The organism is Intestinimonas massiliensis (ex Afouda et al. 2020), from assembly GCF_900626285.1.
Lineage (GTDB): Bacteria > Bacillota > Clostridia > Oscillospirales > Oscillospiraceae > Flavonifractor > Flavonifractor massiliensis_A.
On record NZ_LR131147.1, the window covers coordinates 1 to 26,486 of the forward strand.

The following is a 26,486-nucleotide window of genomic DNA, read 5'->3' on the forward strand; positions in this document are numbered from 1 at the left end:
TCGGGTCATCGCAGGGACAGTAGTCGTTGCTGGGCGTGCTCCAGTCCGGTCGTTTGCAGGTCATCATGGCTGTTCCTCCGTTTCCAAAATAAAGAGTAGGTGAAGCAAAGCTCGCTCGCGAGCTTTGTTCTCTACCCTCTGCGCGGAATTCTATTTGGGTCAAGACTTGGCCTCCCCCGTGAGAGGCCAACTCTGCATAAAAATTTTTAGCCGGGACCCATGCCACGGGTCCCGGCGTTAAGAAAATTTTTATGGTCTTGACGCTAATTGATTTCCGTGCCCGCCGTCCGCGGAGGACACCTTATTCCCTCGTCCCGCCCGCAGGCGACACCAGCTCTCGATATTGTAACACGCCGTGCTTCTGCAGCAGCTCTGGATCCGGCCGGCTGCGATCGTGCTTTGTGTTACATTCTTTCCCTATTTGTCAAAATTCTTCTTGACATCTGCCCAATGCAGGCCGCCGGGCAAAAAAACAAAGGTATGCTTTCTAAAAGCATACCTTTGTTCGTTCAGCGTGCGGATTACTTTGTGCCGAAGATCCGGTCGCCGGCGTCGCCCAGACCGGGCACGATATAACCGTGGTCGTTGAGCTTCTCATCCAAAGCGGCACAGTAGATGTCCACGTCGGGATGGTCGTGATGCACCCGCTCGATGCCCTCGGGAGCGGCAATGATGTTCATCAGCTTGATGTGCTTGACCTCATAGTTCTTGATGAACTGGATAGCGGCGGAAGCGGAGCCGCCGGTGGCCAGCATGGGATCCAGGATGATGACATCCCGCTCGGCGATGTCGGTGGGCATCTTGCAGTAGTACTCCACCGGCTCCAGGGTATCGGGGTCACGATACAGGCCGATGTGGCCCACCTTGGCAGAGGGGATCAGGGTCAGGATGCCGTCCACCATACCCAGACCGGCCCGCAGCACGGGGACGATGGCCAGTTTCTTGCCGGCGATGGTCTTGAACTTGCCGGTGGTGATGGGGGTCTTGATCTCCACTTCCTCCGTGGGCAGATCCCGGGTGGCCTCATAGCACATGAGGGTGGCGATCTCAGAGACGACCTGCCGGAAATCCTTGACGCCGGTCTTCTCATCCCGGAGGATGGTCAGCTTGTGCTGCAGCAGCGGATGATCCAGAATGTGTACTTTTTCCATATCCATGACGCTATTCCCCTTTGTTTTGTTCTTTTGCCAGCCGCTCCCGCTCGGCCTGGGAGAGCCGGTGATAGTTGGGCGTCAGGCCCGAGGCGTCGGTCAGTTCGCCGCGCCGGGCCAGCTCCAGTGCGCACCGGGCTACGCCCCACGCGTTCTGGAATTGCAGGTGAGGGGGTGCCAGACGGACGTCCAGCCCCAGTCCCTTGAGGGTAGTATAGCATAAAACAGCGCCGTCTCCAACCAGAATTTGCGGATTTCCGCTCTTTTTTAATTCGGCGGCCAGCTCCTCCAGGGCGATGGCCCGGTCCTCACACAGCCGGGTCAGGCCGGCCCCGTCACTGGAGAAGCGGGCGTTATAGACCTGATGGCGCCGGGCGTCCATGACGGCGCAGATCTCCAGGCCGGTATGGGCCAGGCTCCAGGCCATGGATTCCAGCGTGGAGCAGGCGGCGCAGGGCTTTTTCCCCGGCCAGGCCAGGCCCTTGGCGGCAGCCACCCCGATCCGCAGGCCGGTAAAGGAGCCGGGTCCGGCGGCCACGGCGATCACATCCACGTCCTCCAGGGCCACACCGCAGCCGGAGAGCAGGGAAGTGGTCATAGGCATCAGGGTGACCGAGTGGGTCAGGCCGTTGTTCTGATAGGACTGTGCGATCAGCTTTTCATCCTCGCACAGGGCCGCCGAGCAGGCGACGGCGGAGGATTCCAGGGCCAGGATCTTCATGCGTCAGGACCTCCCGTGATGGTAATGATGCGCTGGGAATCGTGCTCGCCCCGACGGATGTCCACCCGGATCACGCCGCCCTCCAGCGCGTCGTCAATGATCTCGCTCCACTCCACGGCGCACACGCCGCCCCGGGCCAGATAGTCCTCCCAGCCGATGTCGAACAGCTCATCGGAGGAGCTCAGCCGGTACATATCGAAGTGGAACAGGGGCAGACGACCGCCCTCGTATTCGTTGACAATGGTGAAGGTGGGGCTGGTGACCCGCTCCTGAATGCCCAGGCCGCGGGCCAGGCCCCGGGTAAAGGCGGTCTTGCCCGCTCCTAAATCGCCGGTGAAAGCCACTACATCCCCGGGGGACAGTTTGGCGGCCAGGTCCGCGCCCAGCGCCTCGGTCTCCTGAGGGGAATTGGAGATATATTCCATACAACACCTCAAATGTGAAGAATCGTTTAATTATTATAACACAGCCGTTTACCAAACGCAAAAAAGATGGTAAACTAAGTTGATTTCCAAAGAAGGGAGGCGGGGCCTTGTCCTGGTTTACAGACTCCATACGGGAATTTTTTGACCGGGGCGACCGGCTGCTGCTGGCGTTCTGTTTGGCGGCCAGTGGGTACGGCCTGGTTTTGATATACAGTGCCACCCGTTACCTGGAGACCAACCGCAATATGATTGTCCAGGTGGTGGCGATCCTGCTGGGCGTGCTGGTATATGTACTCATGTCCTCGGTGGATATTGAGCTTTTTACAGAAAAATCCTGGAAATGGATGCTGGTGTTCAATCTGGTGGTCAACGTCCTGGTGCGTACTCCGCTGGGTGTTGAGGCGGGAGGCAACCGCAGTTGGATCCATTTTCCGGGTTTCCCGGTGAACATCCAGCCGGCGGAGCTGGCCAAGCTGACCTTCGTGCTGCTGCTGGCCTGGCAGATGAACAAGCTGCGGGAAAGAGGCATCAGCCGTCCGTCCTCGGTGTTTCAGATCGCCGGGCACACGCTGCTCATGTTTGGGATCATCGCGGTCACGTCGGGAGATTTCGGCATGGGACTGACCTACCTGTTTATCTTTGTGGTGATGGCCTGGACGGGCGGCGTGAAAAAGCGCTGGTTCCTGCTGGCGGCGGTGGTATGTGTCGCCGGGATCGTGCTGATCTGGCCCCATGTCAGCGATATGTATTTTATGAAGCGGTTTACCGTGGTCATTGACCACATTCTGGGCAATCCGGACACCATTTATGAGCAGACACAGGATGTGGGCTGGCAGCAGACCAGAAGCATCATGGCCATCGGCAGCGGCGGCCTTACCGGTATGGGCTATCTTCAGGGCATCCAGACCCAGAGCAGCTATAAGCAGGCCCTGCCCGCCCGGGAGACCGACGAGATCTTCGCCGTCTGCGGGGAGGAGTTCGGCCTGGTAGGCTGCTGTTTGCTGCTGTTTATGCTGGCGCTCATCATTCTGCGGTGCGTCTGGGTAGCCCGGCGGGCCTGCTCGCCCCAGAGCGCCCTCATCGCCATGGGTTATGCCGGCATGCTGCTGGCCCAGGTGGGGGTCAATGTGGGTATGTGCCTGTATCTCTTCCCCGTGGTGGGGCTGACCCTGCCTTTCATCAGTTACGGCGGGTCCTCCATTGTCACCATGTTCGCGGCCATGGGGATTATATCGGGCATCAAGATGCGATCTCTGCCCAGCTGGCTGCGGGACCGCAATCAGCTGTAAAAGATAGATGTATAGCCGGGCCCAAATGTGACAGGCTATGCAGGAAGAAAGGATGGATCCGAATTCATGAAGGTCACACAGATCACGCTGCGTCCCGGCGTCCACTTGACGGCGGTGCAGACAAAGAAATTTAAATCCAGCACGCTGGCCGTGCGTTTTTTGACCCCTCTGTCAGAGACGGATGCCTCCCGCAACGCTCTGGTGCCCATGGTGCTCCGGCGGGGCACGGCGGAGCATCCCGACCTGGAGTCCCTGTCCGCCGCTCTGGATGAGCTGTACGGCGGCTCTCTGGAGCCGGTGGTACGCAAAAAGGGCGAGACCCAGTGCGTGGGATTTGTGGGCAGCTTTCTGGATGATGCCTACGCCCTGGAGGGGGAGCAGGTTCTGGAGCCCGCGGCCAGGCTGATGGCGGAGGTGCTCCTGCGGCCCTATACCCAGGACGGTACCTTCTGCCCGGACTATACCCGCCAGGAAAAGGACAACCTGATCGACCGCATCCGGGCGCAGGTCAATGACAAGCGTCAGTACGCCCAGATCCGGGTGGTGGCCGAGATGTGCTGTGACGAGCCCTTCGGGGTGGACCGGCTGGGCAGCGAGGCCGGCGCCCAGACCATTGACGCCGGGCAGCTGTGGGAGCAGTACCAGAAGCTGTTGCGCACCGCCCGGGTGGAGCTTTACTACTGCGGTTCCGCCGCCCCCGAGCGGGTACAGGCCGCCTTTGCCCCCATTGTGGACGGGCTGCCTGAGGGCGAAGATCGGATGGCAGTGGTCCGGCCGGTGAAGAAGAAGGCTCCCAAACACCCCCGGCGGGTGGAGGAGTCCCTGGACGTGACCCAGGGCAAGCTGGCCATGGGCTTCCGTACCAACGCCGACGCCTGGGATCAGCAGTATCCCGCCCTGACCCTGGTCAACGCCATCTATGGCGGCACCACCACCTCCAAGCTGTTCATGAACGTGCGGGAGAAGCTCTCCCTGTGCTATTACGCCAGCTCCGGCCTGATGAAGTACAAGGACGTGATGCTGGTCTCCTCCGGCGTGGAGTTCGACAAGATGGGTCAGGCGGAAGGGGAGATCCTCTCCCAGCTGTACAAGTGTCAGACCGGCGACTTCAGTGACGACGAGATGGAGTGGGCCCGCCGCTCGGTGGTGAGCACGCTGCTGACCACCCTGGATGCCCAGAGCCGTCTGGAGGACTACTGGCTGGGCCAGGCCGCCGCCGGACTGTCGGAGGGGCCGGACCAGCTGGCCGCCCGGGTGGAACAGGTGACCCGGGAAGAAGCGGTGGCGGCCGCCCAGGACCTGATCCTGGATACCGTCTATTTCCTGAAAGGCAGGGATTGAGCCTATGGTAAGCAAACAGTACCCCCGCGTGGGGGAGACCGTGTTCCATGAGATCCTGGAAAACGGCCTCCATGTCTATGTGGACCGCCGCCGGGATTTTCAGAAGAGCTACGCCTTTTTTGCCACCAACTACGGCGGCATGGATATGCGCTTCCGGCTGGACGGGGAGTGGAAGAACACTCCGGCCGGCGTGGCCCACTTCCTGGAGCACAAGATGTTCGATACCCAGGACGGCAACGCCCTTCAGGATCTGGCTGCCAACGGCGCCTCGCCCAACGCCTTCACCAGCTCGGCCATCACCGGCTATTTCTTTGAGAGCACGGAGAAGTTTTTTGACAACCTGAAGATCCTGCTCTCCTTCGTGTCCATCCCCTACTTCACCCAGGAGAGCGTGGACAAGGAGCAGGGCATCATCGGCCAGGAGATCCGCATGGTGGAGGACGACCCGGACAACCAGGTGTTCTACGCCCTGATGGAGTGCCTCTATGACCACCACCCCATCCGGGTGCCCATCGCCGGCACTCAGGCGTCCATCGCCAAGATCACCGCCGGCACGCTTTACTCCTGCCACAAGGCCTTCTATACCCCCTCCAACATGGTGCTCACCGTGGCGGGGGATGTGGACCCGGCCCAGGTGTGTGCCGTTGCCCGGGAGATCCTGCCTGTGGAGCCCGGCCTGCCCATTGACCGGGACTACGGCGGGGAGGAGGACCTCCAGGCCGCCTGCAGCGAAAAAGAACTGACCATGGAGGTATCCACCCCCATCTTCCAGCTGGGCTTCAAGGCCGACCCCGCCAAGCGGGGGGAGGAGTGGCTGCGCCGCACCCTGGCCGGGGAGCTGGCCTGCGAGGTGCTGCTGGGCAGCTCCAGTCCGCTGTACGCCAAGCTGTACAGTGAGGGGCTCATCAACAAGAACTTCGGCTACGGCTTTGAGCTCTATCCCGGCTGTGCCCTGATGGTGGCCGGCGGCGAGAGCAAGGATCCCCGAAAGGTGCGGGACGCCGTGCTGGCGGAGGGAGAGCGGCTGGCCCGGGAAGGCGTGGACCCCGCCCTGTTCGGTCGGGTGAAAAAGGGCGTGTACGGCGCCAAGGTGCGCTCCCTCAACTCCTTTGAGAACGTCTGCATCGAGCTGGCCCAGGCCCACTTTGCCGGTGTGGAGTATTTCCGTTTCCCGGAGATGTTTGATTCCATCTCCCTGTCCGACGTAGAGGCGTGCATCCGCAGCTGGGTGACCCCTCAGCGGTGCGGTTTGGCCGTGGTCCGGCCGGGGGAGGCAAAATGATGGGAACCGTCTCCTTTCCCGGCCTGGGGCTGGAATTTCAGCTGAACCGGGTGGCCTTCCACGTGGGGAGCTGGCCCGTCTACTGGTACGGCATCATCATCGCCGCCGGCTTTTTGCTGGCGGTGATGTACTGTACCCGTCAGGCCCCCAAGTTCGGCATCCGGCAGGATGATATCATCGATATGCTCTTCTTCGCCGTGCCCCTGGCCATCATCGGGGCCAGAGTGTATTACATCATTTTCTACCCCGAGCTGTACCGCCGGGCAGACGGCTCCTGGGACTTCGGGGCCATGGTGCGGATCTGGGACGGCGGCCTGGCCATCTACGGCGGTGTCATCATGGCTATCCTCACGCTGCTGGTGTTCTGTAAGGTGCGGAAGATCAAATTCCTGGCCTTTGCCGACCTGGGCTCCTACGGCCTGCTCATCGGCCAGATGGTGGGCCGCTGGGGCAATTTTGTCAATATCGAGGCCCACGGAGGCCCCACCGACCTGCCCTGGCGCATGGGGATCTACCAGTACGTGGACGGTACCCGGCAGTACATGGAGGTCCATCCCACCTTCCTGTATGAATCCCTCTGGAACCTGGTGGGCCTGCTCCTGCTGATCCGGGTGGCCAAAAAGCACCGAAAGTTTGATGGCCAGATCTTCTTGGGCTATCTGGCCTGGTACGGCGTGGGCCGCGGGTTTATTGAAGGCCTGCGCACCGACAGCCTCTACTTCCTGAATACCCCCATCCGGGTATCCCAGGTGCTGGGCTTTGTCACCGCCGCCGTCGCCATCGTGCTGCTCATCGTCCTGCTGCCCCGGAAGCACGACCCGGCCAAGCTGTGGGTAAACCAGATGAAGGCCCACCCCAGGCTGGTGGCGCTGGTCTACCCCGAGGGAGAGGGCGGAACCTGGCTGGAGAAGCAGAAAAAGCGCCTGGAGCGTGATTTTGCCCGCACGGAGGAATATGCCCTGCCCAAAGGCGGGGATCCGGCTGAGGTGTCGGAACTGGTCGCCTCCCTGAAAGAGCGGAAGGACCTGTCGGAAGTGCTGGTAAAAGAGGAAAAGAAGAAATAAAACTGACCGCAGAGCGGACCCATGAGAAATGGGCCCGCTCTTTTTTTCTGCCCAGGCATAAAGAGGGACGGGCCCTCATAGGATGGGTCAGACACGAAAGAAGGATGTGACGGTACCATGACACGATATGATCCGGCAGCCCGCTGGCAGGAGGTCACGGCGCTGCTGCCGCCCCGCCTGCGGGAAGCCGCCCGGCGGCTGGACGAGCCTGGGCTGGTCAGAGCGGAGGAACTGCGCCTGCGGACAGGCCGGCCCATGACGGCGGTCTATCCCCACGGGGAGGAGCCCATACCGGACGCGGAGACAGTGACCGCGGCGGATCTGGACCTGGTGCTGGAGATCGCCACCCGGGCCTCCGTCCACACCGCCCAGGCCCAGATCAGCAGCGGCTTTTTCACCGTCCGGGGGGGCCACCGCATCGGTATCTGCGGCAGCGGTGTGATGGGGGAGGGACAGGTGCGCAACCTGCGGAACATCTCATCCCTGGCCATCCGTATCGCCCGGGAGGTGCCGGGGGCGGCCAGTCCGGTGCTGGACAAGCTGTGGCGGGAGGGGCGGTTTCAGAGCACCCTGGTGGTCTCGCCTCCCGGCGGAGGCAAGACCACTCTGCTGCGGGATCTGATCCGCCGCATCTCCGACGGAGACGGCTGCCCTGCCCTTCGGGTGGGGGTGGCGGACGAGCGGGGAGAGCTGGCCGCCATGCGGGAGGGCGCAGCCCAGTTTGACGTGGGCGGACACACCGACGTGATGGACGGCTGCCCCAAGGAAAAGGGACTGCTGATGCTGCTGCGGGGCATGAATCCTCAAGTGCTGGCAGCGGACGAGATCACAGCCCCGGAGGACTGCCGGGCGCTGGAGGTGGCCGCCAACTGCGGCGTGGCTCTGCTCTGCTCGGCCCATGGGCTGGATCTGGAGGACCTGAGGACCAGGCCGCTGTACCGGGACCTGCTGGAGCGGCGGATCTTCCGCCGGCTGGTGGTCATCCGAAGAACAGAGCGCGGCCGGAACTATCAGGTGGTGGAGCTGTGCTGAGACTGGCCGGGGCGGTCCTGCTGGCGGCGGGGCCGGCTCTGATCGGCTTTCACGCCGCCAGCCGCCTGGCCCGCAGGCCCAGGCTCCTGCGGGAGCTCATCGCCGCCCTGGAGCAGATGGAGCGGGAGATTTCCTTCCGCCTGACTCCTCTGCCGGAGCTGTTCCTTCGGCTGTCCGGAGAATACAGCGGGCCGGTGGGTGTGCTGTTTGCCTGCTGCGCCCGGAGCATGGACGATCTGGGTCAGCGGTCCCTGTCCCAGATCTGGCGGCAGGCTCTGAATGAGGCATCTCTGGACCTGGAAGGGCGGGGCCGGAGGGCTCTGGAGGAGCTGGGCGAGGTGCTGGGTCGATACGATGGGGAAGGCCTGCTGGGGGCTCTGCGTCAGGCCTGCGGGGAACTGACCGCCGCGGCGGAGGAGGCGGAGCGGGAACGGGAACGGAAAGGGCGGATGGATCAGGTGCTGGGCCTGACGGCGGGCGCTCTCCTGGTCATTCTTCTGATATAGGGAGTAGGAAAGTATGAATGTTGATTTGATCTTCAAGATCGCGGCCATCGGCATCCTGATCTCGGTGCTCAATCAGGTGCTTACCCGTTCCGGGCGGGACGAGCAGGCCACCATGACCACCCTGGCGGGGCTGGTGGTGGTGCTGATGATGGTGGTGCAGCAGATCAGCGAGCTGTTCGAGCTGGTAAAAGATCTCTTCGGCCTGTAAACGCCATGGAGCTGGTGGGAAAAATGGCGGCCCTGGCCGTAGCGGCGGCCCTGTGCGCCCTGGTGGTCCGGCAGAACGCCAGGGAAGTAGGTCTGGTACTTTCTCTGGCGGCAGGGGCATTGATCCTGGCTCAGGCCCTGGGCGCCGTGGAGGCCATCCGGGCGCTGATGGAGGACCTGGGGGAGCGGGCGGGCCTGTCGCCGGCGGTGCTGGACCCGATATTGAAAACCGTGGGGATCGCGGTGCTCACCCGGCTGTCGGCGGAGGTGTGCCGGGATGCCCAGGAGAGCGGAATCGCAGCCTTTGTGGAGACGGCTGGGGCGGTAATGGCCCTCTACGTGGCGCTTCCGCTGATGCGGGCGGTGCTGGAGACCATTGCGGAATTGCTGTGATCCGGGCTCGGATGTGTAAGGGAGCGGATGTGAGATGGGAAGACGGCTGCTGATGCTGCTGTGTATGCTGGCGGTCCTGGTGGGTACAGCCCGGGCCGCCGAGACCGACATCCCGGCGGCCCAGTCGGAGGCATTGGACCTGGACGGGATCCAGGCGGCAGGAGAGAAATGGGTACCGGGGATCGACCTGGAGGACGGCCTGGATCTGGAGGCCGGTATTCAGACCATCCTGGATACCGGCAGCGGACAGGTGTCCGGGGTTCTGCGGAAGGCGCTGCGGAGCGGAGTGCTGCTGCTGGCCGTGGTGCTGCTGTGTGGCCTGGCAGAGGGACTGTACGGCGGCGTGGGCGGCGTGGATGGCCCGGACCTGGTCTCCATGGTAGGGGCCATGGCGGTGGCGGCCGTGGCGGTGGCGGATGCCAACTCCCTGATTGGCATGGGCCGGGAGGCCCTGGAACACATGGAGACCTTCTCCAAGCTGCTCCTGCCGGCGGTCACCGCGGCGGCAGCGGCGGCAGGCACACCCAGCGGAGCCGCCGCCCGGCAGCTGGCCACCATGCTCTTTTCCGATGTGCTGATGACGGTCATCACCAGCCTGCTGCTTCCGCTGCTCTATCTCTACATTGCCGCCTGCGTCGGTCACACCGCCATCGGGAACGAGGGGCTGAAGCGGATAGCCGGCACCATCAAGTGGGTGGTGACTGCGGTGCTCAGCGCCATCCTCATCCTGTTTGTGGGATATCTGACCGTCAGCGGAGCCATCGCCGGGACGGCAGATGCAGCTACTGTAAAGGCAGCCAAGTTTACAATGTCCAGCATGGTGCCGGTGGTGGGAGGCATCCTGTCCGACGCGGCGGAAACCGTGCTGGCCAGCGCGGGCATCCTGAAAAACGCGGTGGGCGTGTTCGGTATGCTGGTGGTGCTGGGGATGTGCGTGGTCCCATTCCTCCAGCTGGGGATCCACTATCTGGTCTATAAGCTCACCGCGGCCCTGAGCGCTACAGTGTCCGGCGGCCGGGTGGCGGGGCTCATCGATCAGATCGGCGGGGCGTTCGGCTTGGTGCTTGGAATGACAGGTGCATGCGCTTTACTGCTGCTGATATCCATGGTTTCTGCGGTAACTGCCGCCACGGGAGGGTAGGGAAGATGCTGGATGTGATACGACAGTGGCTGATGGGGGTCACCTGTGCGGCGCTGGTGATCGCCATGGCAGAGAGCCTGACCCCGTCCGGGACCATCCGAAAAATCGGGCGGCTGACCGGCGGGCTGGTGCTGCTGATCGCCATGCTGGGTCCCCTGCTCTCCCTGGATGAGGGAACCCTGACCCGCGCGCTGACAGAATACCGGCTCTCCTTAGGCGATTACAGCCAGGAACTGGAACAGGAGGACCAGAGCTTGATGAGAGGCATCATAGAGGAGCGCTCCGGCGCATATATACAGGACAAGGCGGAAGAGATGGGCATTGACTGCCAGGTGGCTGTAGGGGCGGATGAGGAGGGTGACTGGCCGGTGCCGGAGTACGTCACGGTCTTCGGTACATTGACGGCGGAGGAACAGACCAGGCTGACCCGGGAGATCGAAGCTGATTTTGCCATTCCGGCAGAGCGGCAGTACTACGAAAGCGGTGGCGATCAATGAAAAAGACAGACCTGATACAGTGGAAAAAACGTTTAGACAGCCTGTTTCAGCGATACAAATATGTGCTGCTGGTGATTCTGGTGGGAGCTGTTCTGCTGCTGCTTCCGCCTCTGTGGGAGAAGGATGGGGCGGAGGAGCGTGAAGCGGAAAGCCAGATCCGGCAGGAAGAAGGGGGGACAGACTCGGTGGACGATCTGGAGCGTCGGCTGGAGGAGTCCCTGTCTCAGATCCAGGGGGTGGGAGAGACAGACGTCATCCTGACGTTGAAAAGCGGGCCCCAGAAGATCCTGGCCCAGGATTCCGAAACCTCCGTCAGTGAACGGGGGACGGAAGCCAGTGTGTCCGCAGTAATTCTCTCCCGGGGATCGGGTGAGGAAGATACCGTCGTGGTGCAGCAGCTTTCGCCCCAATATCAGGGGGCCCTTGTGATATGCTCAGGAGGAGACGACCCGGAAGTGCGGCTGCGGCTGGTGGAGGCCGTGTCCGCTCTGACGGGCTTGGGCGCGGATAAGATCTCAGTATGTAAAGGAAAGTGAGGAAACCAAGATGAAAGTATGGAAACGCAACGCCGTGGTGGCGGCTATCGTGCTCTTTGTCTGTGCGGCGGTCTATCTCAACTGGACCTATCAGGGCCAGGAGACCGCGGACGCAGGCAAGACCCTGGGCCAGGCGGCCCTGGTGTCGGGGCAGACCTCCGACCCGCTGCTCAGCAGCACGGCCTCTCCGGCTGTTACCGAGACCGGTCAGCCTGCCGGTACGGAATCTTCCGGATATTTTGCCTCGGCCCGGCTCAACCGGCAGGAGGCCAGGGACAGTGCGCTGACCATTCTGCAGGATGCGGCGGCGGATGAGAGTGCGGACGAGGCCATGAAGGAGGAGACCGCCATGGCCATCCAGTCCCTGGCGGATTACACCGTGGCAGAGGCCCAGATCGAGAACCTGGTGACGGCCAAAGGCTACGCCGACTGCATCGCCTTCATCAGTGATGAGAGCGTCAGCGTGGTGGTATCTACCGGCGGCTCCGAGCTGACCGATGCGGATGTGGCCAAAATCACGGAAATTGTCACTGATGAGACCGGCTGCGAGGCCAGCCAGGTGAAGATCATTCCGGCGGAAGATTGACCCTTGCTTTTTCAGCCTGTCTGAGGTAGTATGGGAGTACACAATTGAATCGTTCGGTTTTCAGGTACAGTCTTATGGCTGTTGAAAAGGGAAATGGGTGAGAATCCCATACAATTCCTGTTGCCGTATTTGAGGAGTTTTCCGCAGAATGTCACTGGGGCGTTTGCCCTGGGAAGGCGCGGAAGGCGATGATGCATAAGTCGGAATACCTGCCTGGCAACTCGGTGCATGCCCCTGCGGAGGACGGGGGCAGAGCCAGTCTTTCCATGCAGTGTGATCGGCGTCCTCTTTTGAGGACGCCTTTTTTTGCCTGAACTGCCGGGAGGCGGAGTTGCCGGGCCAGTCCCGGAAACAAGCCGCGTCCCGGCTTTTTTCATATCACACTTCAGGAAAGGAAGATCATCAATGAAGAAATGGATCCAGATTCTGCTGGCGGCGGCGTTGGCGCTGTCCTGTCTCTCCGGCTGCAGTGCACAGAAGGCGAAACAGACGCCGCCTGCCGGAAGCCGGACGCCGGATGCCGGCGAGACCCGGACCCACGTTGTGGAGGACGCTCTGGGCCGGAGCGTGGAGCTGCCTGTCTCTGATGTGACGGCGGTGGTGAGCAACGCCTACAATATGGAGCTGGTCAATGCCATCGGTGCCATCGACCAGGTCGTAGGCGTGGACTGGTATATCTGGCAGGACGCGGAATCCTGGAAAGGCAGATTTACAGAAGATATGGAGGTGGGAAAGGATCCGGAGATGAACTATGAAAAGATTATCGAACTGGATCCGGATGTGCTGATCCTGGCGGGAAACGGCGGCTGGGAGGATGCGGAGGCGGCCCTGACTCCGTTCGGCATTCAGGTGTTTGTCAGCAATGCCTACTATACTTCGGAATTTTTGAACACGACCCTGAAGCTGGGGGAGGTGCTGGGACATCAGGAGGAAGCGCAAGTGCTTTACAGCTATTTTAAGGAAAAGCTGGACTACATTGACCGGCAGCTGGAAACTGTTCCGGAAAAGACAGTGTATTTTGAGTATCGCACCCCCGGTCGTACTTCCATCCCGGGCGACTACTTTTACAACATGGTTGCTTATGCCCATGGCGACAACATCTTTAAGGACGCAACGGCCAACCAGGTGGATCTGGAGGCGGTAGTGGAGGCGGATCCGGATTATATTGTCAAGGTATCGGCCCCCGATGTGACCTCCTCTTACTATCCGCCCACCCCGGAGGAGCATCAGGCCATTCGGGATGAGCTGATTTCCCGGCCGGGCTGGGATGAGATCTCGGCAGTAAAGAATGACCATATCCTCCTGCTGTCCCACTATGTCCACGGCGGAGCCTCCAAACTGGTAGGGTGTATGTATGTGGCGAAATTCCTCTACCCGGAGCAGCTGCCTGACTTGCATCCGGAGCAGGTGTTCTCCGATTGGCTGACCATGTTCCAGCATAACGACTACATCGCCGGCCACACCGATCCGGCCTTTCCCTTCGATGGCTGAGCACGGAACCGTCCGGGAGCGGTATGAGCGCCGGGACCAGCACAGGCGTCTGGCCCTGGGCTTGCTGGTGCTGGGGATCCTGGCGGCGGGGCTGTGGTTTGTGACCCTGGGCGTGTCGGAGACCGATTTCTCCACCGTCCTGGGTGCCATCGGCGCTTGGCTCGGAGGACGGGTGGATCAGAGCCCTGATGCCGCCAAGTATAAGATCATCCTCTTCCTGAGGCTGCCGAGGCTGGCAGCTGCGCTGGCAGCGGGTGTGGGGCTGTCCGCAGCGGGCGTGTGTATGCAGGGGATCACCCGAAATCCATTGGTGAGCCCCTTCACCATCGGTGTCTCTTCCGCTGCCGCCTTCGGCGCCTCGATCGCCATCGTGCTGCTGGGAATGACCGACCTGGGCGGTCAGGTGGTGATCGTACTTTGCGCCTTCGCTTCGGCGCTGGTATGTGCAGGACTGGTCTACCTGGTCTCTGCCGCCGCCGGAATGTCTCCGGAGAGCATGGTCCTCATCGGAACGGCGCTGAACTATCTGTTCAGCGCCGGCTCCTCCACCCTGCAGTTTTTTGCCGATGAACACCAGCTCTCTGATGTGGTGCAGTGGACCTTCGGCAGCCTGAACGGCATATCCTGGAGCGAGACAGGCATCATCGCGCTGTTTGTGGCCCTGTGCACGCTGGCGCTGCATCGTTTTTCCGGCGCGCTGAATGTGATGGCCACAGGAGAGGACCAGCTGGTACGGGGTCTGGGGCTGAACCCGGCTTTCCTGCGGGTAACGGTGGGTCTGCTGTCCATCCTGATGACGGCGGCGGTGATCAGCTTTACCGGCGTGATCGGTTTTGTGGGCCTTACCGCGCCTCACATTGCACGGATCCTGGTGGGGAGCGACCACCGCTATCTGATCCCATTTTCCGCCGCGGTGGGTGCCGGGCTGCTGATGGTGTCCGACACCGTGGGAAAGGTGATCCTGGCTCCGGTGACCATCCCGGTAGGCATCGTGGTGTCCTTCCTGGGTGTTCCTATTTTTATCAACCTCATTTTAACGGAGAAAAAGGGGTATCTGCGGTGAGCTTACAAGTAAATGCCCTTTCCTTCCGGTACGGCAAAGCGTCCGAACCGGTGTTCCGCCAGATCTCCTTTTCTGTGGAGCAAGGGGAGACCGTTGGCCTGCTGGGGCCCAACGGAACAGGCAAGACAACGCTGCTCAAGTGCATCCAGCAGGTCCTCCGGCCGGAGGCGGGCACCGTGCTCCTGGACGGGCAGGATCTGTCCGGCCTCAAACCCATGGAGCGTGCCAGAAGGATCGCCTATGTGCCCCAGAGCCTGCACACCGTGTTTCCGGTCCAGGTGGTGGATTTCGTACTGTCCGGTCGTATGCCCTTTGCCAAGCACCATGTGGGGGAGAAGGACAAGCAGCTGGTGTTTGATCTGCTGAAGCAGCTGGATCTGGAGGCCTTTGCCTTCCGCATGCTGGGAGAGATGAGCGGCGGTGAGCGGCAGCGGGTTCTCATTGCCCGCGCCCTGGCCCAGACGCCGAAGGCGCTCCTTCTGGATGAGCCTACCGCCAGCCTGGACCTGAGGCACCAGATGAAGACGCTGGAGCTGATCCGTGGACTGGCCAGAGAGCAGCGGCTGTCCGTCCTGTTTTCGGTACACGATCTGAACCTGGCTGCCATGTACTGCGACCGGATCATCCTGCTCCAGGGCGGGACGGTCCAATGTATGGGGACCAGGGAGGAGGTGCTGACCGCGGAGCAGATCCGGCTGGCCTACGGGGTAGAGACCCGGGTGATCCGGGAAAACGGCCGGCTCTTCGTCCATCTGGTACCGGAAGCAGACGGCAAAAATCAGTTGTAATTTCTCTTTTTTGTGGTACAATGTTTTCATAGTACACAAAAGGAGGGTGTCTGGCATGGCAGATGGGAAAGAGTATATCTCCCGGCCTGATGAGCTGGGGAACATCCATATATCCGAGGACGTTTTGGCTGTAATCGCCGCTGCCGCCGCTATGGAGGTGGAAGGGGTCGGGAGCCTCTCCGCCAATTTGAGCAGCGACATTGCCGAGCTGCTGGGCGGAAAGAAGAATCTGTCCAAGGGAATTCATATTACAGTAGAGGAGGAGAGCATCCGCGTGGATCTGTCCATCCTCATCAAGTATGGCTATACGATCATCGACGTGGCCAAAGAGGTTCAGAACGCAGTGTACCACGCCATTGAGAACACCAGCGGCCTGACTGTGGAGTGCGTCAACGTCCATGTGGCAGGCGTTTCCTTTGAGCGAGAGACCGGCAAGTGATTTACCTTGACGGCTGATCGGACCACAAAATGGAGCATGATGAAAAAGGACGCCCATCCGGGCGTCCTTTTTTGCCGGATATCTGACCATCCGGCGGAATTTGCTCCTTCCTTTTTATGCAGTCTTGTTGTATAATGTAACTATCTTTGAATATCACATGGGAATATGCCCGCTATGGAGGAACTGCAATGACCAGAACAGCAGCCCGCGAGATCGCGGTCCACTTTGTGTTTGAGCTGGGTTTTACCGATCAAACGGCGGAGGAGCTGCTTGCGGAAGCGCTCAACCGCAAGACTTTTGCCGCCATTGGGGAGGAGGAGCCTCTCTATTCCGAATTTCCCAATGAGGCCCAGCGGGAGTATATCTCCAAGCTGGTCAAGGGCGTCTATGAGCATACGCCGGAGCTGGACGAGTATATCTCCAAATATGCCATTGGCTGGAAATTTTCCCGCATGAATCGGGTGGCCATCGCCATTATGCGTGTGGCTATGTATGAGGTCCTGTATATGCAGGATATTCCCAATGCGGCAGCCATCAATGAGGCTGTGGAGCTGGTAAAGCACTATGAGGAGCCGGAGGTAGTCTCCTTTGTCAACGGGATCCTGGGCTCCTTTGTCCGGGGTGAGAATCCCCCTGACCCTGTGGGGCTGGGCGGCGGAAATACGTCGGAGGAAGGGTAACCATGCGCACGCTGGGGATCGATACCAGTAATTACACCACCTCCGCCGCCGTATTTGACGGTGAGGACGGCTGCAATGCCGGCCGCCTGCTGACGGTCCGCCCTGGGGAACTGGGCCTGCGGCAGAGTGATGCCCTGTTTCAGCATGTGAAGGCCCTGCCCCAGCGCTTTCAGGAGCTGAGAGAGGCTGGATGGCTGGAAAATCTGTCTGCCGTAGGTGTATCGGACCGGCCCCGGGCGGTGGAAGGCTCCTATATGCCCTGCTTTCTGGCGGGAGACAGTCTGGGACATGCCCTGGCACTGACCCTGAATGTGCCCTGCTATCGGGTCTCCCATCAGCAGGGGCACGTGGCGGCGGCCGCCTGGTCGGCGGGACATCTGGAGCTGATGGACAGGCCCATGCTGGCCTGGCATCTGTCCGGCGGCACGACGGAGCTTTTGTATGTGGAGCCGGAGGGGGTCAACGTGTCCGCCCACCGGATCGGAGGTACCAGCGATATCTCTGCCGGACAGCTCATCGACCGCACCGGCGTGCTGCTGGGACTGGATTTTCCGGCGGGCAAGGCAGTGGACGCCCTCGCGGAAGGGCAGACAGGCCGAAAGTTTACTGTAAAGTTAAATGACCTTACGTTTTCTTTGTCCGGTATGGAGAACAAAATGAGGGCTATGGCGGAGCAGGGAGAGGAGCCCGGCCGGATCTGCGGGTTCGTGCTGGAGACGGTGGCGGATATCGTCCGGCGGACCACGCTGGCTGCACTGGCCCGGTATCCCGGCCTGCCGGTGCTGTGCTCCGGCGGTGTGGCCTCTAACCGCCGCCTGCGGGCTGTGCTGACGGAGGCCTGCGGGGCGGTGTTTGCCCAACCGCGCTATTCAACAGACAATGCCATGGGTGTGGCGATCCTGGCCCATCGGCTGCGGGAAAGGGAGCTGGAGGCATGAATCGGGCACCGATCTACTCGGTCACACAGATCAATCAATACGTCAAAAACCTGCTGGAGCAGGACCAGCCCCTGGCTGGTCTTTTTGTGCGGGGTGAGATATCCAACTACAAGGCCCATTCCTCCGGTCACCACTACTTTTCCCTGAAAGATTCCGGGGGGAGCATCCACTGCGTGATGTACCGGCGGGAGGCGACGGGACTGCGGTTCCGCCCGCAGAACGGTATGCAGGTCATTGCCTTTGGCCGGGTATCGGTCTACCTGCGGGACGGCCAATATCAGCTCATCTGCTCTACCCTGACCCCGGAGGGTGTGGGAGACCTCCACTTGGCTTTTGAGCAGCTGAAGGAGAAGCTGTACCGGGAGGGATTGTTTGATCCCGCACATAAACGCCCTCTTCCCAGGTATCCCAGGCGGATCGCGCTGATCACGTCGCCGGAGGGGGATGCGGTGCGGGATCTGATCCGCATTCTGGGTGCCCGCTGGCCTCTGGCAGAGGTACTTGTGCTTCCGGTCCGGGTCCAGGGCACAGAGGCAGCGGGAGAGATCTGCGCCGCCTTCGCCTGGGCCAACCGCCACCAGGTAGCGGACCTGATCATCACCGGGCGGGGCGGCGGCTCCATGGAGGACCTCTGGGCCTTCAATGAAGAACCGGTGGCCCGCGCCATCTACGCCTCTGCTATCCCGGTGATCTCCGCGGTGGGGCACGAACCGGATGTGACCATCGCCGATTTCGTGGCAGATGTACGGGCTTCCACACCCTCCAATGGAGCGGAGCGGGCGGTGCCCGACCAGAATGAGATTTTGGGGCAGCTTTCCCATCTGGAAAACCGCTTGGAGCAGGCGATGCGCCGCCGGCTGGAGCGGGCCGGGAAGCAGCTGGACCAGGTGAGCCGGTGCCGGATGCTCCAGGACCCCATGAGTTATATAGAGGATCGTCAGCAGCAGCTGGACCGCTATTGTCAGCGACTGGGATTAGGCCTTTCTGCCGCTGCAGGCCGGGAGCGGGAGCGGTTTGCCCGCCTTTCCGCCAGTCTGGACGCCCTGAGCCCTCTGAAAGTCCTGGGTCGCGGCTATTCTATCGCCCGGCGGACGGATGGGGGTATTGTGCGCTCTGTAAAGGATGCCAGCCCGGGGGATGAGCTGTCCCTGCGGGTGGCAGACGGTGAAATTTCCTGCCGGGTCCAAGAGAACGGATGAGAGAGGACGATTCTGAAATGGCTGAGAAAAAAATGAGTTTTGAACAGGCAATGGATCGGCTGGACGAGATCGTCCGGCAGCTGGAACGGGGAGAAGCCCCGCTGGAGGAGGCGCTCTCCCTGTTTGAGGAGGGAACCCGGCTGATCAAGAAGTGTTCCACCCAGTTGGAGCAGGCGGAGCAGAAGGTGAATAAGCTGCTGGCCGGCCCGGATGAAACTGTGAAGGAAGTTCCCTTTTCAGAGGGGGGACAGGCATGAGCATGGAGAACCGGCAGCTTGATGCCCACCGGCTCCGGGTGGAGGAGTGGCTGCGGGACTGCTTTCGGGAGCGTGAGCCCCGGGGAGACCTTTATGATGCCATGTGCTACAGCCTGCTGGCCGGCGGCAAACGTATCCGTCCGGTCCTGCTGATGGAGACCTGCCGCATCTGCGGCGGCGACCTGGAGAAGGTGCTGCCCTTTGCGGGTGCCATTGAGATGATCCATACCTACTCTCTGATCCATGACGACCTGCCGTGTATGGACGATGACGATCTGCGGCGGGGCCGGCCCACCAATCACAAGGTATACGGCGAGGCTACTGCGGTGCTGGCCGGAGATGGCCTGCTGACCGCCGCCTTTGAGTTCATGCTGGATCCGTCGGTGACCCTGCCGCCGGAGCGGGTGCTGGAGGCAGCGGGCATTCTGGCCCGCGCCGCAGGCGGCCGCGGTATGGTAGGCGGACAGGTACTGGATATGGCGGGGGAGGGACACTCCCTTGGCCTGCGAGAGGTGGAGGAGCTCCAGCGTCTCAAGACCGGAGCGCTGATCGTCGCGGCTGTAGAGATGGGTTGTGTCCTGGCCGGCGGTACAGCGGAGCAGCGTCAAGCGGTGCGCCGGTATGCCGAGTGCATCGGACTGGCCTTCCAGATCCAGGATGATATTCTGGACGTGGTAGGGGACGAGGCCACCTTGGGAAAGCCGGTGGGCTCAGACGCCAAAAGCGAGAAAAATACCTTTGTGACACTGAAGGGGCTGGATGCCTGCCGGGAGTTGGTGGGTAAGTTGACTCAGGACGCGGTAGAAGCAGTGTCGTGCTTTGGCCCGGACGGAGAAGGTCTGTGCTGGCTGGCCCAATCCCTGGCCAGCCGCGAGAAATGAGGGCAGTATGCGCAATGTAGTAGATACCTTTACCGGAAACCTGATTCTGAATTTGTCTATTCTGGCTTGGGCAATGGCCCAGATAATCAAATTCATCATCACCCTGATCACCAAGCGGAAACTGGATTGGCGGCATATCCTGTCCAGCGGCGGGATGCCCAGCTCTCACTCCGCCTTTGTCTGCGCCTGCGCTGCGTCCATGGGCTTTATGTATGGCTGGGCATCGCCGGTTTTTACCATCTCGGCGGTGGTGGCCATCGTGGTCATGTATGACGCGGCCAACGTGCGAAAGGCCGCCGGGGAGCAGGCCAAGATCCTGAACTACATCATGGACCACTGGACGGAAATGAAACCCGCGCTCTTCGGCAAAGAGCTGAAGGAGCTGTTGGGCCATACTCCTTTCCAGGTCCTGATGGGTGGTCTGCTGGGCGTTGCTGTGGGTCTGCTGGGCGCCTGGCTCTACTCGTAAAAGAGAAATATCCGGCCTGAGACGGGCCGGGAGGTGAGATACCATTCTGAATCTAGATCACATTTCCGATGATTTGAGCGGCTTAAGCGACAGCGAGGCAGCGGCCCTGTGTGAGCTGGTGCGGGCCAGGCTCATCGATACCGTGTCCCGCACAGGGGGCCACCTGGCCTCCAGCCTGGGCGCGGTGGAGATTATCGTCGCCATTCATCGCGTTTTTCATACCAATAAAGACCGGCTGGTGTTTGACGTGGGCCATCAGTGCTATGCCCATAAAATTATCACCGGCCGCAACGGGGCTATGGAGACCCTGCGGACCCTGGGCGGCATCGCCGGGTTCCCCAAACCCTCGGAGAGCCCCTGTGATGCGTTCATTGCCGGACACGCCTCCAACTCAGTCTCTGTGGCGATTGGCATGGCAAGGGCAAGAACTTTACGGAATGAGAACTATCACGTCCTGGCGCTGATCGGCGACGGGGCGCTCTCCGGTGGCCTGGCCTATGAGGGCCTGTCCGATGCGGGCGACAGCGGAGAGCCGCTGATCGTCATTCTGAACGACAACGGGATGTCCATTACCAAGAGTGTGGGCGGCGTGGCGGACCATCTGGCGCGCCAGCGGCTGAAGCCCCAATATCTGCGCTTTAAGAAAGGTTACCGGAAGGTGATGAGCGTTCTGCCCCTGGGCGGACATATCTATCATGTGACCCATAAGGTCAAAACGGCCATCAAGGAGACCCTGCTGCCCTGTAGTCTGTTTGAGGATATGGGCTTCACCTATCTGGGTCCGGTGGATGGCCACGATGTGAAGCGGCTCACCCGACTGCTGAGCTATGCGAAGGACCTGGGGGGCCCTGTGCTCCTCCATGTCAGAACTGTAAAGGGAAAAGGCTATGCACCTGCGGAGCGGAATCCGGACAAGTTTCATGGGGTTGGCCGGTTCTGCGTGGAGACGGGCGAACTGGTTCATGCCGCCGGGGCCAATTTTTCAGCGGTATTTGGACAGAGCCTGTGTGAGCTGGCAGAGGATGATCCCACCGTATGTGCCATTACGGCTGCCATGCAGGGGGGAACCGGTCTGGACCAATTTGCCCAGCGCTTTCCGGAGCGCTTTTTCGACGTAGGGATCGCGGAGGGCCATGCCGTGGCTATGGCGGCCGGTATGGCCAAGCAGGGGATGCGGCCGGTATTTGCGGTCTACTCTTCCTTCCTCCAGCGGGCCTACGACATGCTGATCCACGACGTATCCCTCCAGCAGCTCCATGTGGTGCTGGCGGTGGACCGAGCCGGGCTGGTGGGCGAGGACGGTGAGACTCACCACGGTGTGTTTGATGCCGCGTTTTTGGACACAGTTCCAGGCATGAAGGTTTTCTGCCCCTCCAACTTCCGTGAACTGCGGTCTATGCTGCGCTATGCAGTCCACGAGGTCAGCGGGCCGGCAGCGATCCGCTACAGCAAGGGAAGCGAGGGCCGTTTCCGGGAAGATACCGGTCCTGTGGAGACCTGCGTGATCCGGGAGGGAAACGATATTACTTTGATCGGCTACGGCCTGATGATCAATCAGCTTCTGGACTGTGCCGACCGCTTGGCACAACGTGGTATCCAGGCAGAGATTGTGAAGTTAAATACCATTACACCAATTGATATGCAGCCTGTTTTGGCATCTGTACAGAAAACAGGCCGTATGCTCTGCGCCGAAGAGAGCGCCCAGGCCGGCTGCGTGGGCCAGAGGCTGGCGGCGGCCCTGCTGGAACAGGGAGCTGCGGTAAAGAAGATGGCGCTGGTCAATTTGGGCAGAGGAATCATCACCCACGGAACGGTATCCCAACTGCGGGCGCTCTGTGGACTGGATGGAGAGCACTTGTATCAAAAAGCATTGGAGGTCTGCGGCTATGGCGAGCAATAAGAAGCGGCTGGACGTTCTGCTGGTGGAGCGGGGGCTGGCCGAGAGCCGTCAACGGGCCCAGGCCATTATCATGAGCGGTCAAGTCTATGTAGGTGAACAGAAGGTGGACAAAGCAGGTACCCAGCTGCCGGAGGATGCAGAGATCCAGGTGCGCGGCCAGGGCCTGGCCTATGTAAGCCGGGGCGGTCTGAAGCTGGAAAAGGCCATGAAGACCTTTTCCGGCATCCATCTCCAGGGCACCATCTGCGGAGATATCGGTGCGTCTACTGGCGGCTTTACCGACTGTATGCTGCAGAATGGAGCGGAAAAGGTATATGCGGTAGATGTGGGCTACGGCCAGCTGGCCTGGAGCCTGCGCAGCGATCCGCGGGTGGTTTGTCTGGAACGGACCAATGCCAGGTATCTCACCCATGAGCAGATTCCGGACGAACTCGACTTTGCCAGCGTGGATGTGTCCTTTATCTCCCTCAAACTGATCCTGCCGGCCCTGCGGGGTGTTCTGAAGGCGGATGGCCAGGTGGTGTGCCTGGTGAAGCCCCAGTTTGAGGCCGGCCGGGAGAAGGTAGGAAAGAAGGGGGTCGTGCGCGACCCTGCCGTCCATCTGGAGGTGCTGGAGCACTTTCTGGACCACGCCAGAGAAGCAGGCTTTGGCGTAAAGGATATTACCTTTTCACCGATTCGCGGACCAGAAGGAAACATTGAATATCTGGGATATCTGCAGGCGGGGGCGGACACCACCTGGTCAGGGGATTTGAACGCTTTGGTGGAGCAGTCTCACCAGACGCTGGAGGGGGCTGGCCAATGAAAGTAGTGCTGAGCCCCAACCCCTATCGGGACCGGGGGCTGAAGGCCGCTCAGGCGGCGGAAAAAATTCTGCGAAATGTGGGTGTGGAGACTGTTATGTGCCTGCCTTTTCAGGTAGAAGGGAACAGTCTGGACCTGCCGAAGCACATCCGGTTCAAAAATACGCAGGAGGAACTGAAAAGCGCCGATATGCTGATCTGTTTCGGCGGCGATGGAACCATTCTCCATGCGGCCAAGGACGCCAATGCCTTCCATATACCTGTGCTTGGCGTAAACTTGGGCAGCGTGGGATTTATGGCGGAGCTGGAACAGAGTGAGCTGCCCATGCTCTCCCGCCTGGCAGCCGGAAAGTATACGGTTGAAAACAGAATGATGCTGGATGTTGCGGTCCGCCGTGAAGGGAAAACGGTTTACAATGATTTGGCGCTGAATGATGCAGCGGTCACCAAAGGCGCTGTGGCCCGGGTTGTGGATCTGGAGGTTTATGGCGACAAGGTGCTGATCTCCAGCTTCTCGGCAGACGGGGTGCTGATCAGTACCCCAACCGGTTCCACGGCTTACTCCATGTCTGCCGGCGGACCCATTGTGGAGCCAACGGCAGAGAATATCATTGTGACCCCCATCTGTCCCCACGCACTGTCAGCCAGATCCTTTGTTTTGAGCCGGGGACGCACGGTCTCCGTCAAGCTGGGGCGTATGGTGCGAAAAACCACCTATTTGTCGGTAGATGGCGGAAAGGCTTTCCGGTTGAACAGCGGTGATATTGTGGAGATCAGGGAATCCAAGTCCAAAACACAGCTTGTACGGGTAACAAACCGTACCTTTTATGAGATTCTGAATCATAAGTTGGGTGGTGTTTGAAAGCATGAAAGCAAAACGGCAGCAAGAGATTCTGCGGATTATTGAGGAGCAGGACATCGACACACAGGATCAGCTTCTCACAGAGCTGAAGGCCAGGGGGGTGCAGTCCACCCAGGCCACCATTTCCCGGGATATCAAGGAGCTGCATCTGATCAAGGAGCTGACCAGCTACGGCACATACCGCTATGCGGTCTCAGAGCGGAAGGCATCTCTCAACTTTGCCGGGCGGCTGCGCACGATTTTCAAGGAGGGCGTTACCTCCTTTGATGTGGCCCAGAATATCGTGGTGTTAAAGACCATGCCGGGGCTGGCTTCGGCAGCCTGCGCCGCCATTGACGGCATGGATATTGCCAATCTGGTAGGCAGCCTGGCGGGGGATGATACCGCCATTCTGATTATGCGTACCAATGAGGATGCCGCGGAATTCTGCAACGAGATCCACTCTATGCTGAAATAAATTCTAATAACCATTCGGCAGGTGGTCATATGCTTTCTTTGCTTCACATTGAGAATATTGCGGTCATTCAGACAGCGGATATCCAGTTCGACAGCGGCTTCAATGCCCTGACCGGTGAGACCGGCGCCGGCAAGTCCATTGTGGTGGACGCCATCGGCGCCATTATCGGGGAGCGGACCAGCCGGGAGCTGATCCGCACCGGGGCTAAGTCTGCGCTGGTCAACGCGGTGTTTACCGCCCTGCCGGAGCTGGACTGGTTCCGGGAAAACGGCTGTGGGCCGGATGAGGAGGGAAACCTGCTTATCCAGCGGGAGATCCAACCGGACGGAAAGAATATCTGCCGGATCAACGGGCGGCTTATCACCGTTTCCCAGCTGCGTCAGCTGGGGCGGCAGCTGCTCAACATCCACGGTCAGCATGACGGGCAGCAGCTGCTGGATGAGCGCTGTCACTTGGAGTACCTGGACGGCTTTGGCGCCACAGGGGCGGAGCGGGAGACCTTCCGGGCCGCCTATGAGAAACTGGCCGCTCTGACCAGGGAGATCTCCGCCCTGCAGATGGACGAGGCGGAGAAGGCCCGGCGGATCGACAACCTGCAATATCAGATCGGTGAGTTGGAGCGGGCCCAGCTCCAACCCGGCGAGGAGGAGGAACTGACCGGCCGCCGGGATCTGCTGCGCAACGCCGGCAAGCTCATCGAATCGGTAGAGGGGGCTCACCTGGCCCTGTCCGGCGACGAAGAACGGGACGGCGCCGCCGCGCTGGCGGCGGAGGCGGAGGATTCCCTCCGGTCTGCCGCTCGGATCAGCACCCAGGCGGCGGAGCTGCTGGACAAGCTCACCGAACTGCGCTGTGCCGCGGACGACCTGGCCGAACAGGTGCGCGATCTGCGGGACAGCTTTGACTTTGAGCCCGGCGAGCTGGATGAGATCGAAAGCAGACTGGACGTACTCCATCGGCTGAAAAAGAAGTACGGCGGCTCGGTGGAGGAGATGCTGACCTATCTGGACCGCTGCAAAAAGGAACTGGATGAGATCCAGTTTTCCTCTGACCGGGCGGCCAGGCTGGAGAAGGAGCGGGACAAGGCTCTGGAGCAGGCCCGGAAAGCGGGTGAAGCCCTGAGCCGGGTCCGGAAGGAGCGGGCCAAGGCCCTGGAGGCCCGGATCCAGAGCGAACTGGCCCAGTTGGATATGCCCAAGGTGCGGTTTCGGGTTCAGTTCCAGCCCAAGGCCGGAACCTACGGCATGGACGAGACAGGCATGGACGAGGTGCAGTTCCTCATGTCCGCCAATGTAGGGGAAGATCTGAAGCCCATCCAGAAGATCGCCTCCGGCGGTGAGCTGGCCCGCATCATGCTGGCGCTGAAAAATGTACTGGCGGAGAATGACCAGGTGGGTACCATGGTGTTCGACGAGGTGGACACCGGTGTGTCCGGACGGGCGGCACAGAAGGTGGCGGAGAAGCTGGCCGACGTGGCCCGGAGCAAGCAGGTGCTGTGTGTCACCCATCTGCCTCAGCTGGCAGCTATGGCGGACGTCCATTTCTCTGTGGAGAAGGGGGAGCGGGACGGCCGGACCTACACCCAGGTGGAGCGGCTGGACCGTAAGCGCAGGGAAGAGGAACTGGCCCGGCTGACCTCGGGCGAACACATTACCGAAGCTACCCTCCACGCTGCCGGAGAACTGCTGGACGGCGCAGAGGCCTACAAGCAACTTCACAAAAGCTAGGTTTTGTTGAGTACAGCTTTCCTCTTGACAAACGGGACAAGAGGGCATATAATCCACATCAATATGAAACTGCGATGACAGGGAGAAGTACCGGCCCTCGTCCCGCCCAGAGAGCCCCCGGATTGGTGAGAGGGGGAGGGGACAGGTTGGGAAATACACCCTGGAGCAGCCGCCTGAACGGGGCAGACCCCAGTAGGGCTGTGTCGGGTGCGCCCGTTATCGCGTCGGGGTGTGTTGGCACTCCATGAGGCCGTTTTTGTGAGAAGGCGGCGAACCAGAGGTGGTACCGCGTAGCTTTACGCCCTCTGTCCGATTGGACAGAGGGCGTTTTTCCTGTGTAAAATCGGGTAAAATGAGAGAA

Annotated in this window: 30 protein-coding genes, 1 riboswitch and 1 other annotated feature; of the genes, 27 read left to right on the forward strand and 3 right to left on the reverse strand. The window is 60.8% G+C overall.

Going from position 1 to position 26,486, the window contains the following annotated elements:
- Positions 1-521: 521 nt before the first annotated feature.
- From upp to tsaE, 3 genes are read right to left on the reverse strand one after another with little or no spacing between them, the layout of a single operon-like run.
- Positions 522-1,151 (reverse strand): uracil phosphoribosyltransferase, encoded by a 630-nt coding sequence (gene upp / locus E0E41_RS00005; RefSeq protein ID WP_130870718.1) that lies wholly within the window; start codon positions 1,149-1,151, stop codon positions 522-524.
- A 10-nt stretch (positions 1,152-1,161) separates the two neighbouring features.
- Positions 1,162-1,872: a tRNA (adenosine(37)-N6)-threonylcarbamoyltransferase complex dimerization subunit type 1 TsaB gene (gene tsaB, locus E0E41_RS00010; protein WP_130868186.1), complete on the reverse strand. Its 711-nt coding sequence runs from the start codon at positions 1,870-1,872 to the stop codon at positions 1,162-1,164.
- On the reverse strand, positions 1,869-2,297 hold the full coding sequence (tsaE, locus tag E0E41_RS00015; protein WP_130868187.1) for a tRNA (adenosine(37)-N6)-threonylcarbamoyltransferase complex ATPase subunit type 1 TsaE: 429 nt from the start codon (positions 2,295-2,297) through the stop codon (positions 1,869-1,871). Before tsaE ends, tsaB begins: the two co-directional genes overlap by 4 nt.
- A gap of 107 nt (positions 2,298-2,404) precedes the next feature.
- Here tsaE and E0E41_RS00020 point away from each other — a divergent pair, with 107 nt between their 5' ends.
- The 27 genes from E0E41_RS00020 (at position 2,405) to recN (ending at position 26,125) form a co-directional block, all read left to right on the forward strand.
- Positions 2,405-3,586 (forward strand): FtsW/RodA/SpoVE family cell cycle protein, encoded by a 1,182-nt coding sequence (locus tag E0E41_RS00020; RefSeq protein ID WP_130868188.1) that lies wholly within the window; start codon positions 2,405-2,407, stop codon positions 3,584-3,586.
- A 66-nt stretch (positions 3,587-3,652) separates the two neighbouring features.
- Positions 3,653-4,927: an EF-P 5-aminopentanol modification-associated protein YfmF gene (yfmF, locus tag E0E41_RS00025; protein ID WP_130868189.1), complete on the forward strand. Its 1,275-nt coding sequence runs from the start codon at positions 3,653-3,655 to the stop codon at positions 4,925-4,927.
- A gap of 4 nt (positions 4,928-4,931) precedes the next feature.
- Positions 4,932-6,209: an EF-P 5-aminopentanol modification-associated protein YfmH gene (gene yfmH, locus E0E41_RS00030; protein ID WP_130868190.1), complete on the forward strand. Its 1,278-nt coding sequence runs from the start codon at positions 4,932-4,934 to the stop codon at positions 6,207-6,209.
- Positions 6,209-7,273 carry a prolipoprotein diacylglyceryl transferase gene (gene lgt, locus E0E41_RS00035; protein ID WP_242623631.1) on the forward strand — a complete coding sequence of 355 codons (1,065 nt, stop codon included), beginning with the start codon at positions 6,209-6,211 and terminating at the stop codon, positions 7,271-7,273. The genes yfmH and lgt overlap by 1 nt, the downstream gene beginning before the upstream one ends.
- A gap of 117 nt (positions 7,274-7,390) precedes the next feature.
- Complete coding sequence (locus tag E0E41_RS00040) at positions 7,391-8,305, forward strand: stage III sporulation protein AB (protein WP_130868192.1); 915 nt, start codon at positions 7,391-7,393, stop codon at positions 8,303-8,305.
- Positions 8,299-8,811, forward strand: coding sequence for a stage III sporulation protein AB (locus tag E0E41_RS00045; protein WP_130868193.1), 513 nt, complete (start codon positions 8,299-8,301; stop codon positions 8,809-8,811). The genes E0E41_RS00040 and E0E41_RS00045 overlap by 7 nt, the downstream gene beginning before the upstream one ends.
- Positions 8,812-8,824: 13 nt before the next feature.
- A complete protein-coding gene (gene spoIIIAC / locus E0E41_RS00050) occupies positions 8,825-9,019 on the forward strand; it encodes a stage III sporulation protein AC (RefSeq protein ID WP_130868194.1) in 195 nt (64 codons plus the stop codon).
- Positions 9,020-9,042: 23 nt separating this feature from the next.
- Positions 9,043-9,411 carry a stage III sporulation AC/AD family protein gene (locus tag E0E41_RS00055; protein WP_242623810.1) on the forward strand — a complete coding sequence of 123 codons (369 nt, stop codon included), beginning with the start codon at positions 9,043-9,045 and terminating at the stop codon, positions 9,409-9,411.
- A gap of 34 nt (positions 9,412-9,445) precedes the next feature.
- Positions 9,446-10,552, forward strand: a complete 1,107-nt coding sequence (locus E0E41_RS00060) for a stage III sporulation protein AE (RefSeq protein ID WP_242623632.1) — start codon at positions 9,446-9,448, stop codon at positions 10,550-10,552.
- 5 nt (positions 10,553-10,557) lie between these two features.
- On the forward strand, positions 10,558-11,049 hold the full coding sequence (locus tag E0E41_RS00065) for a stage III sporulation protein AF (protein ID WP_130868196.1): 492 nt from the start codon (positions 10,558-10,560) through the stop codon (positions 11,047-11,049).
- On the forward strand, positions 11,046-11,585 hold the full coding sequence (locus E0E41_RS00070) for a stage III sporulation protein AG (RefSeq protein ID WP_130868197.1): 540 nt from the start codon (positions 11,046-11,048) through the stop codon (positions 11,583-11,585). The genes E0E41_RS00065 and E0E41_RS00070 overlap by 4 nt, the downstream gene beginning before the upstream one ends.
- 10 nt (positions 11,586-11,595) lie before the next feature.
- Positions 11,596-12,171 (forward strand): SpoIIIAH-like family protein, encoded by a 576-nt coding sequence (locus E0E41_RS00075; protein ID WP_130868198.1) that lies wholly within the window; start codon positions 11,596-11,598, stop codon positions 12,169-12,171.
- 45 nt (positions 12,172-12,216) lie between these two features.
- Positions 12,217-12,402, forward strand: a riboswitch (cobalamin riboswitch).
- A 174-nt stretch (positions 12,403-12,576) separates the two neighbouring features.
- On the forward strand, positions 12,577-13,662 hold the full coding sequence (locus E0E41_RS00080) for an ABC transporter substrate-binding protein (protein WP_130868199.1): 1,086 nt from the start codon (positions 12,577-12,579) through the stop codon (positions 13,660-13,662).
- The gene (locus E0E41_RS00085) at positions 13,655-14,725 is read left to right on the forward strand and encodes a FecCD family ABC transporter permease (protein WP_130868200.1); all 1,071 of its coding nucleotides are present in this window, start codon (positions 13,655-13,657) and stop codon (positions 14,723-14,725) included. The genes E0E41_RS00080 and E0E41_RS00085 overlap by 8 nt, the downstream gene beginning before the upstream one ends.
- Complete coding sequence (locus E0E41_RS00090; RefSeq protein WP_130868201.1) at positions 14,722-15,513, forward strand: ABC transporter ATP-binding protein; 792 nt, start codon at positions 14,722-14,724, stop codon at positions 15,511-15,513. Before E0E41_RS00085 ends, E0E41_RS00090 begins: the two co-directional genes overlap by 4 nt.
- A 55-nt stretch (positions 15,514-15,568) precedes the next feature.
- Positions 15,569-15,952 (forward strand): Asp23/Gls24 family envelope stress response protein, encoded by a 384-nt coding sequence (locus tag E0E41_RS00095; protein ID WP_130868202.1) that lies wholly within the window; start codon positions 15,569-15,571, stop codon positions 15,950-15,952.
- A gap of 188 nt (positions 15,953-16,140) precedes the next feature.
- Entirely contained in the window at positions 16,141-16,632 is a 492-nt protein-coding gene (gene nusB, locus E0E41_RS00100; RefSeq protein ID WP_130868203.1) for a transcription antitermination factor NusB, read from the forward strand.
- Between the two features lie 2 nt (positions 16,633-16,634).
- On the forward strand, positions 16,635-17,570 hold the full coding sequence (locus E0E41_RS00105; protein WP_130868204.1) for a DNA-binding protein: 936 nt from the start codon (positions 16,635-16,637) through the stop codon (positions 17,568-17,570).
- Positions 17,567-18,769 (forward strand): exodeoxyribonuclease VII large subunit, encoded by a 1,203-nt coding sequence (gene xseA / locus E0E41_RS00110; RefSeq protein WP_130868205.1) that lies wholly within the window; start codon positions 17,567-17,569, stop codon positions 18,767-18,769. The genes E0E41_RS00105 and xseA overlap by 4 nt, the downstream gene beginning before the upstream one ends.
- Before the next feature lie 17 nt (positions 18,770-18,786).
- A complete protein-coding gene (gene xseB / locus E0E41_RS00115) occupies positions 18,787-19,026 on the forward strand; it encodes an exodeoxyribonuclease VII small subunit (protein ID WP_130868206.1) in 240 nt (79 codons plus the stop codon).
- Positions 19,023-19,907: a polyprenyl synthetase family protein gene (locus E0E41_RS00120; protein WP_130868207.1), complete on the forward strand. Its 885-nt coding sequence runs from the start codon at positions 19,023-19,025 to the stop codon at positions 19,905-19,907. Before xseB ends, E0E41_RS00120 begins: the two co-directional genes overlap by 4 nt.
- A 7-nt stretch (positions 19,908-19,914) precedes the next feature.
- Complete coding sequence (locus tag E0E41_RS00125) at positions 19,915-20,376, forward strand: divergent PAP2 family protein (RefSeq protein WP_130868208.1); 462 nt, start codon at positions 19,915-19,917, stop codon at positions 20,374-20,376.
- Between the two features lie 61 nt (positions 20,377-20,437).
- The gene (gene dxs, locus E0E41_RS00130) at positions 20,438-22,276 is read left to right on the forward strand and encodes a 1-deoxy-D-xylulose-5-phosphate synthase (RefSeq protein ID WP_368019922.1); all 1,839 of its coding nucleotides are present in this window, start codon (positions 20,438-20,440) and stop codon (positions 22,274-22,276) included.
- Positions 22,263-23,081, forward strand: coding sequence for a TlyA family RNA methyltransferase (locus tag E0E41_RS00135; RefSeq protein ID WP_130868210.1), 819 nt, complete (start codon positions 22,263-22,265; stop codon positions 23,079-23,081). Before dxs ends, E0E41_RS00135 begins: the two co-directional genes overlap by 14 nt.
- The gene (locus tag E0E41_RS00140; RefSeq protein ID WP_130868211.1) at positions 23,078-23,941 is read left to right on the forward strand and encodes an NAD(+)/NADH kinase; all 864 of its coding nucleotides are present in this window, start codon (positions 23,078-23,080) and stop codon (positions 23,939-23,941) included. The genes E0E41_RS00135 and E0E41_RS00140 overlap by 4 nt, the downstream gene beginning before the upstream one ends.
- A gap of 4 nt (positions 23,942-23,945) precedes the next feature.
- Complete coding sequence (locus E0E41_RS00145; RefSeq protein ID WP_130868212.1) at positions 23,946-24,398, forward strand: arginine repressor; 453 nt, start codon at positions 23,946-23,948, stop codon at positions 24,396-24,398.
- Positions 24,399-24,427: 29 nt separating this feature from the next.
- The gene (recN, locus tag E0E41_RS00150) at positions 24,428-26,125 is read left to right on the forward strand and encodes a DNA repair protein RecN (RefSeq protein ID WP_130868213.1); all 1,698 of its coding nucleotides are present in this window, start codon (positions 24,428-24,430) and stop codon (positions 26,123-26,125) included.
- A gap of 65 nt (positions 26,126-26,190) precedes the next feature.
- Positions 26,191-26,434, forward strand: a binding site (T-box leader).
- The last annotated feature ends 52 nt before the right edge of the window (positions 26,435-26,486 follow it).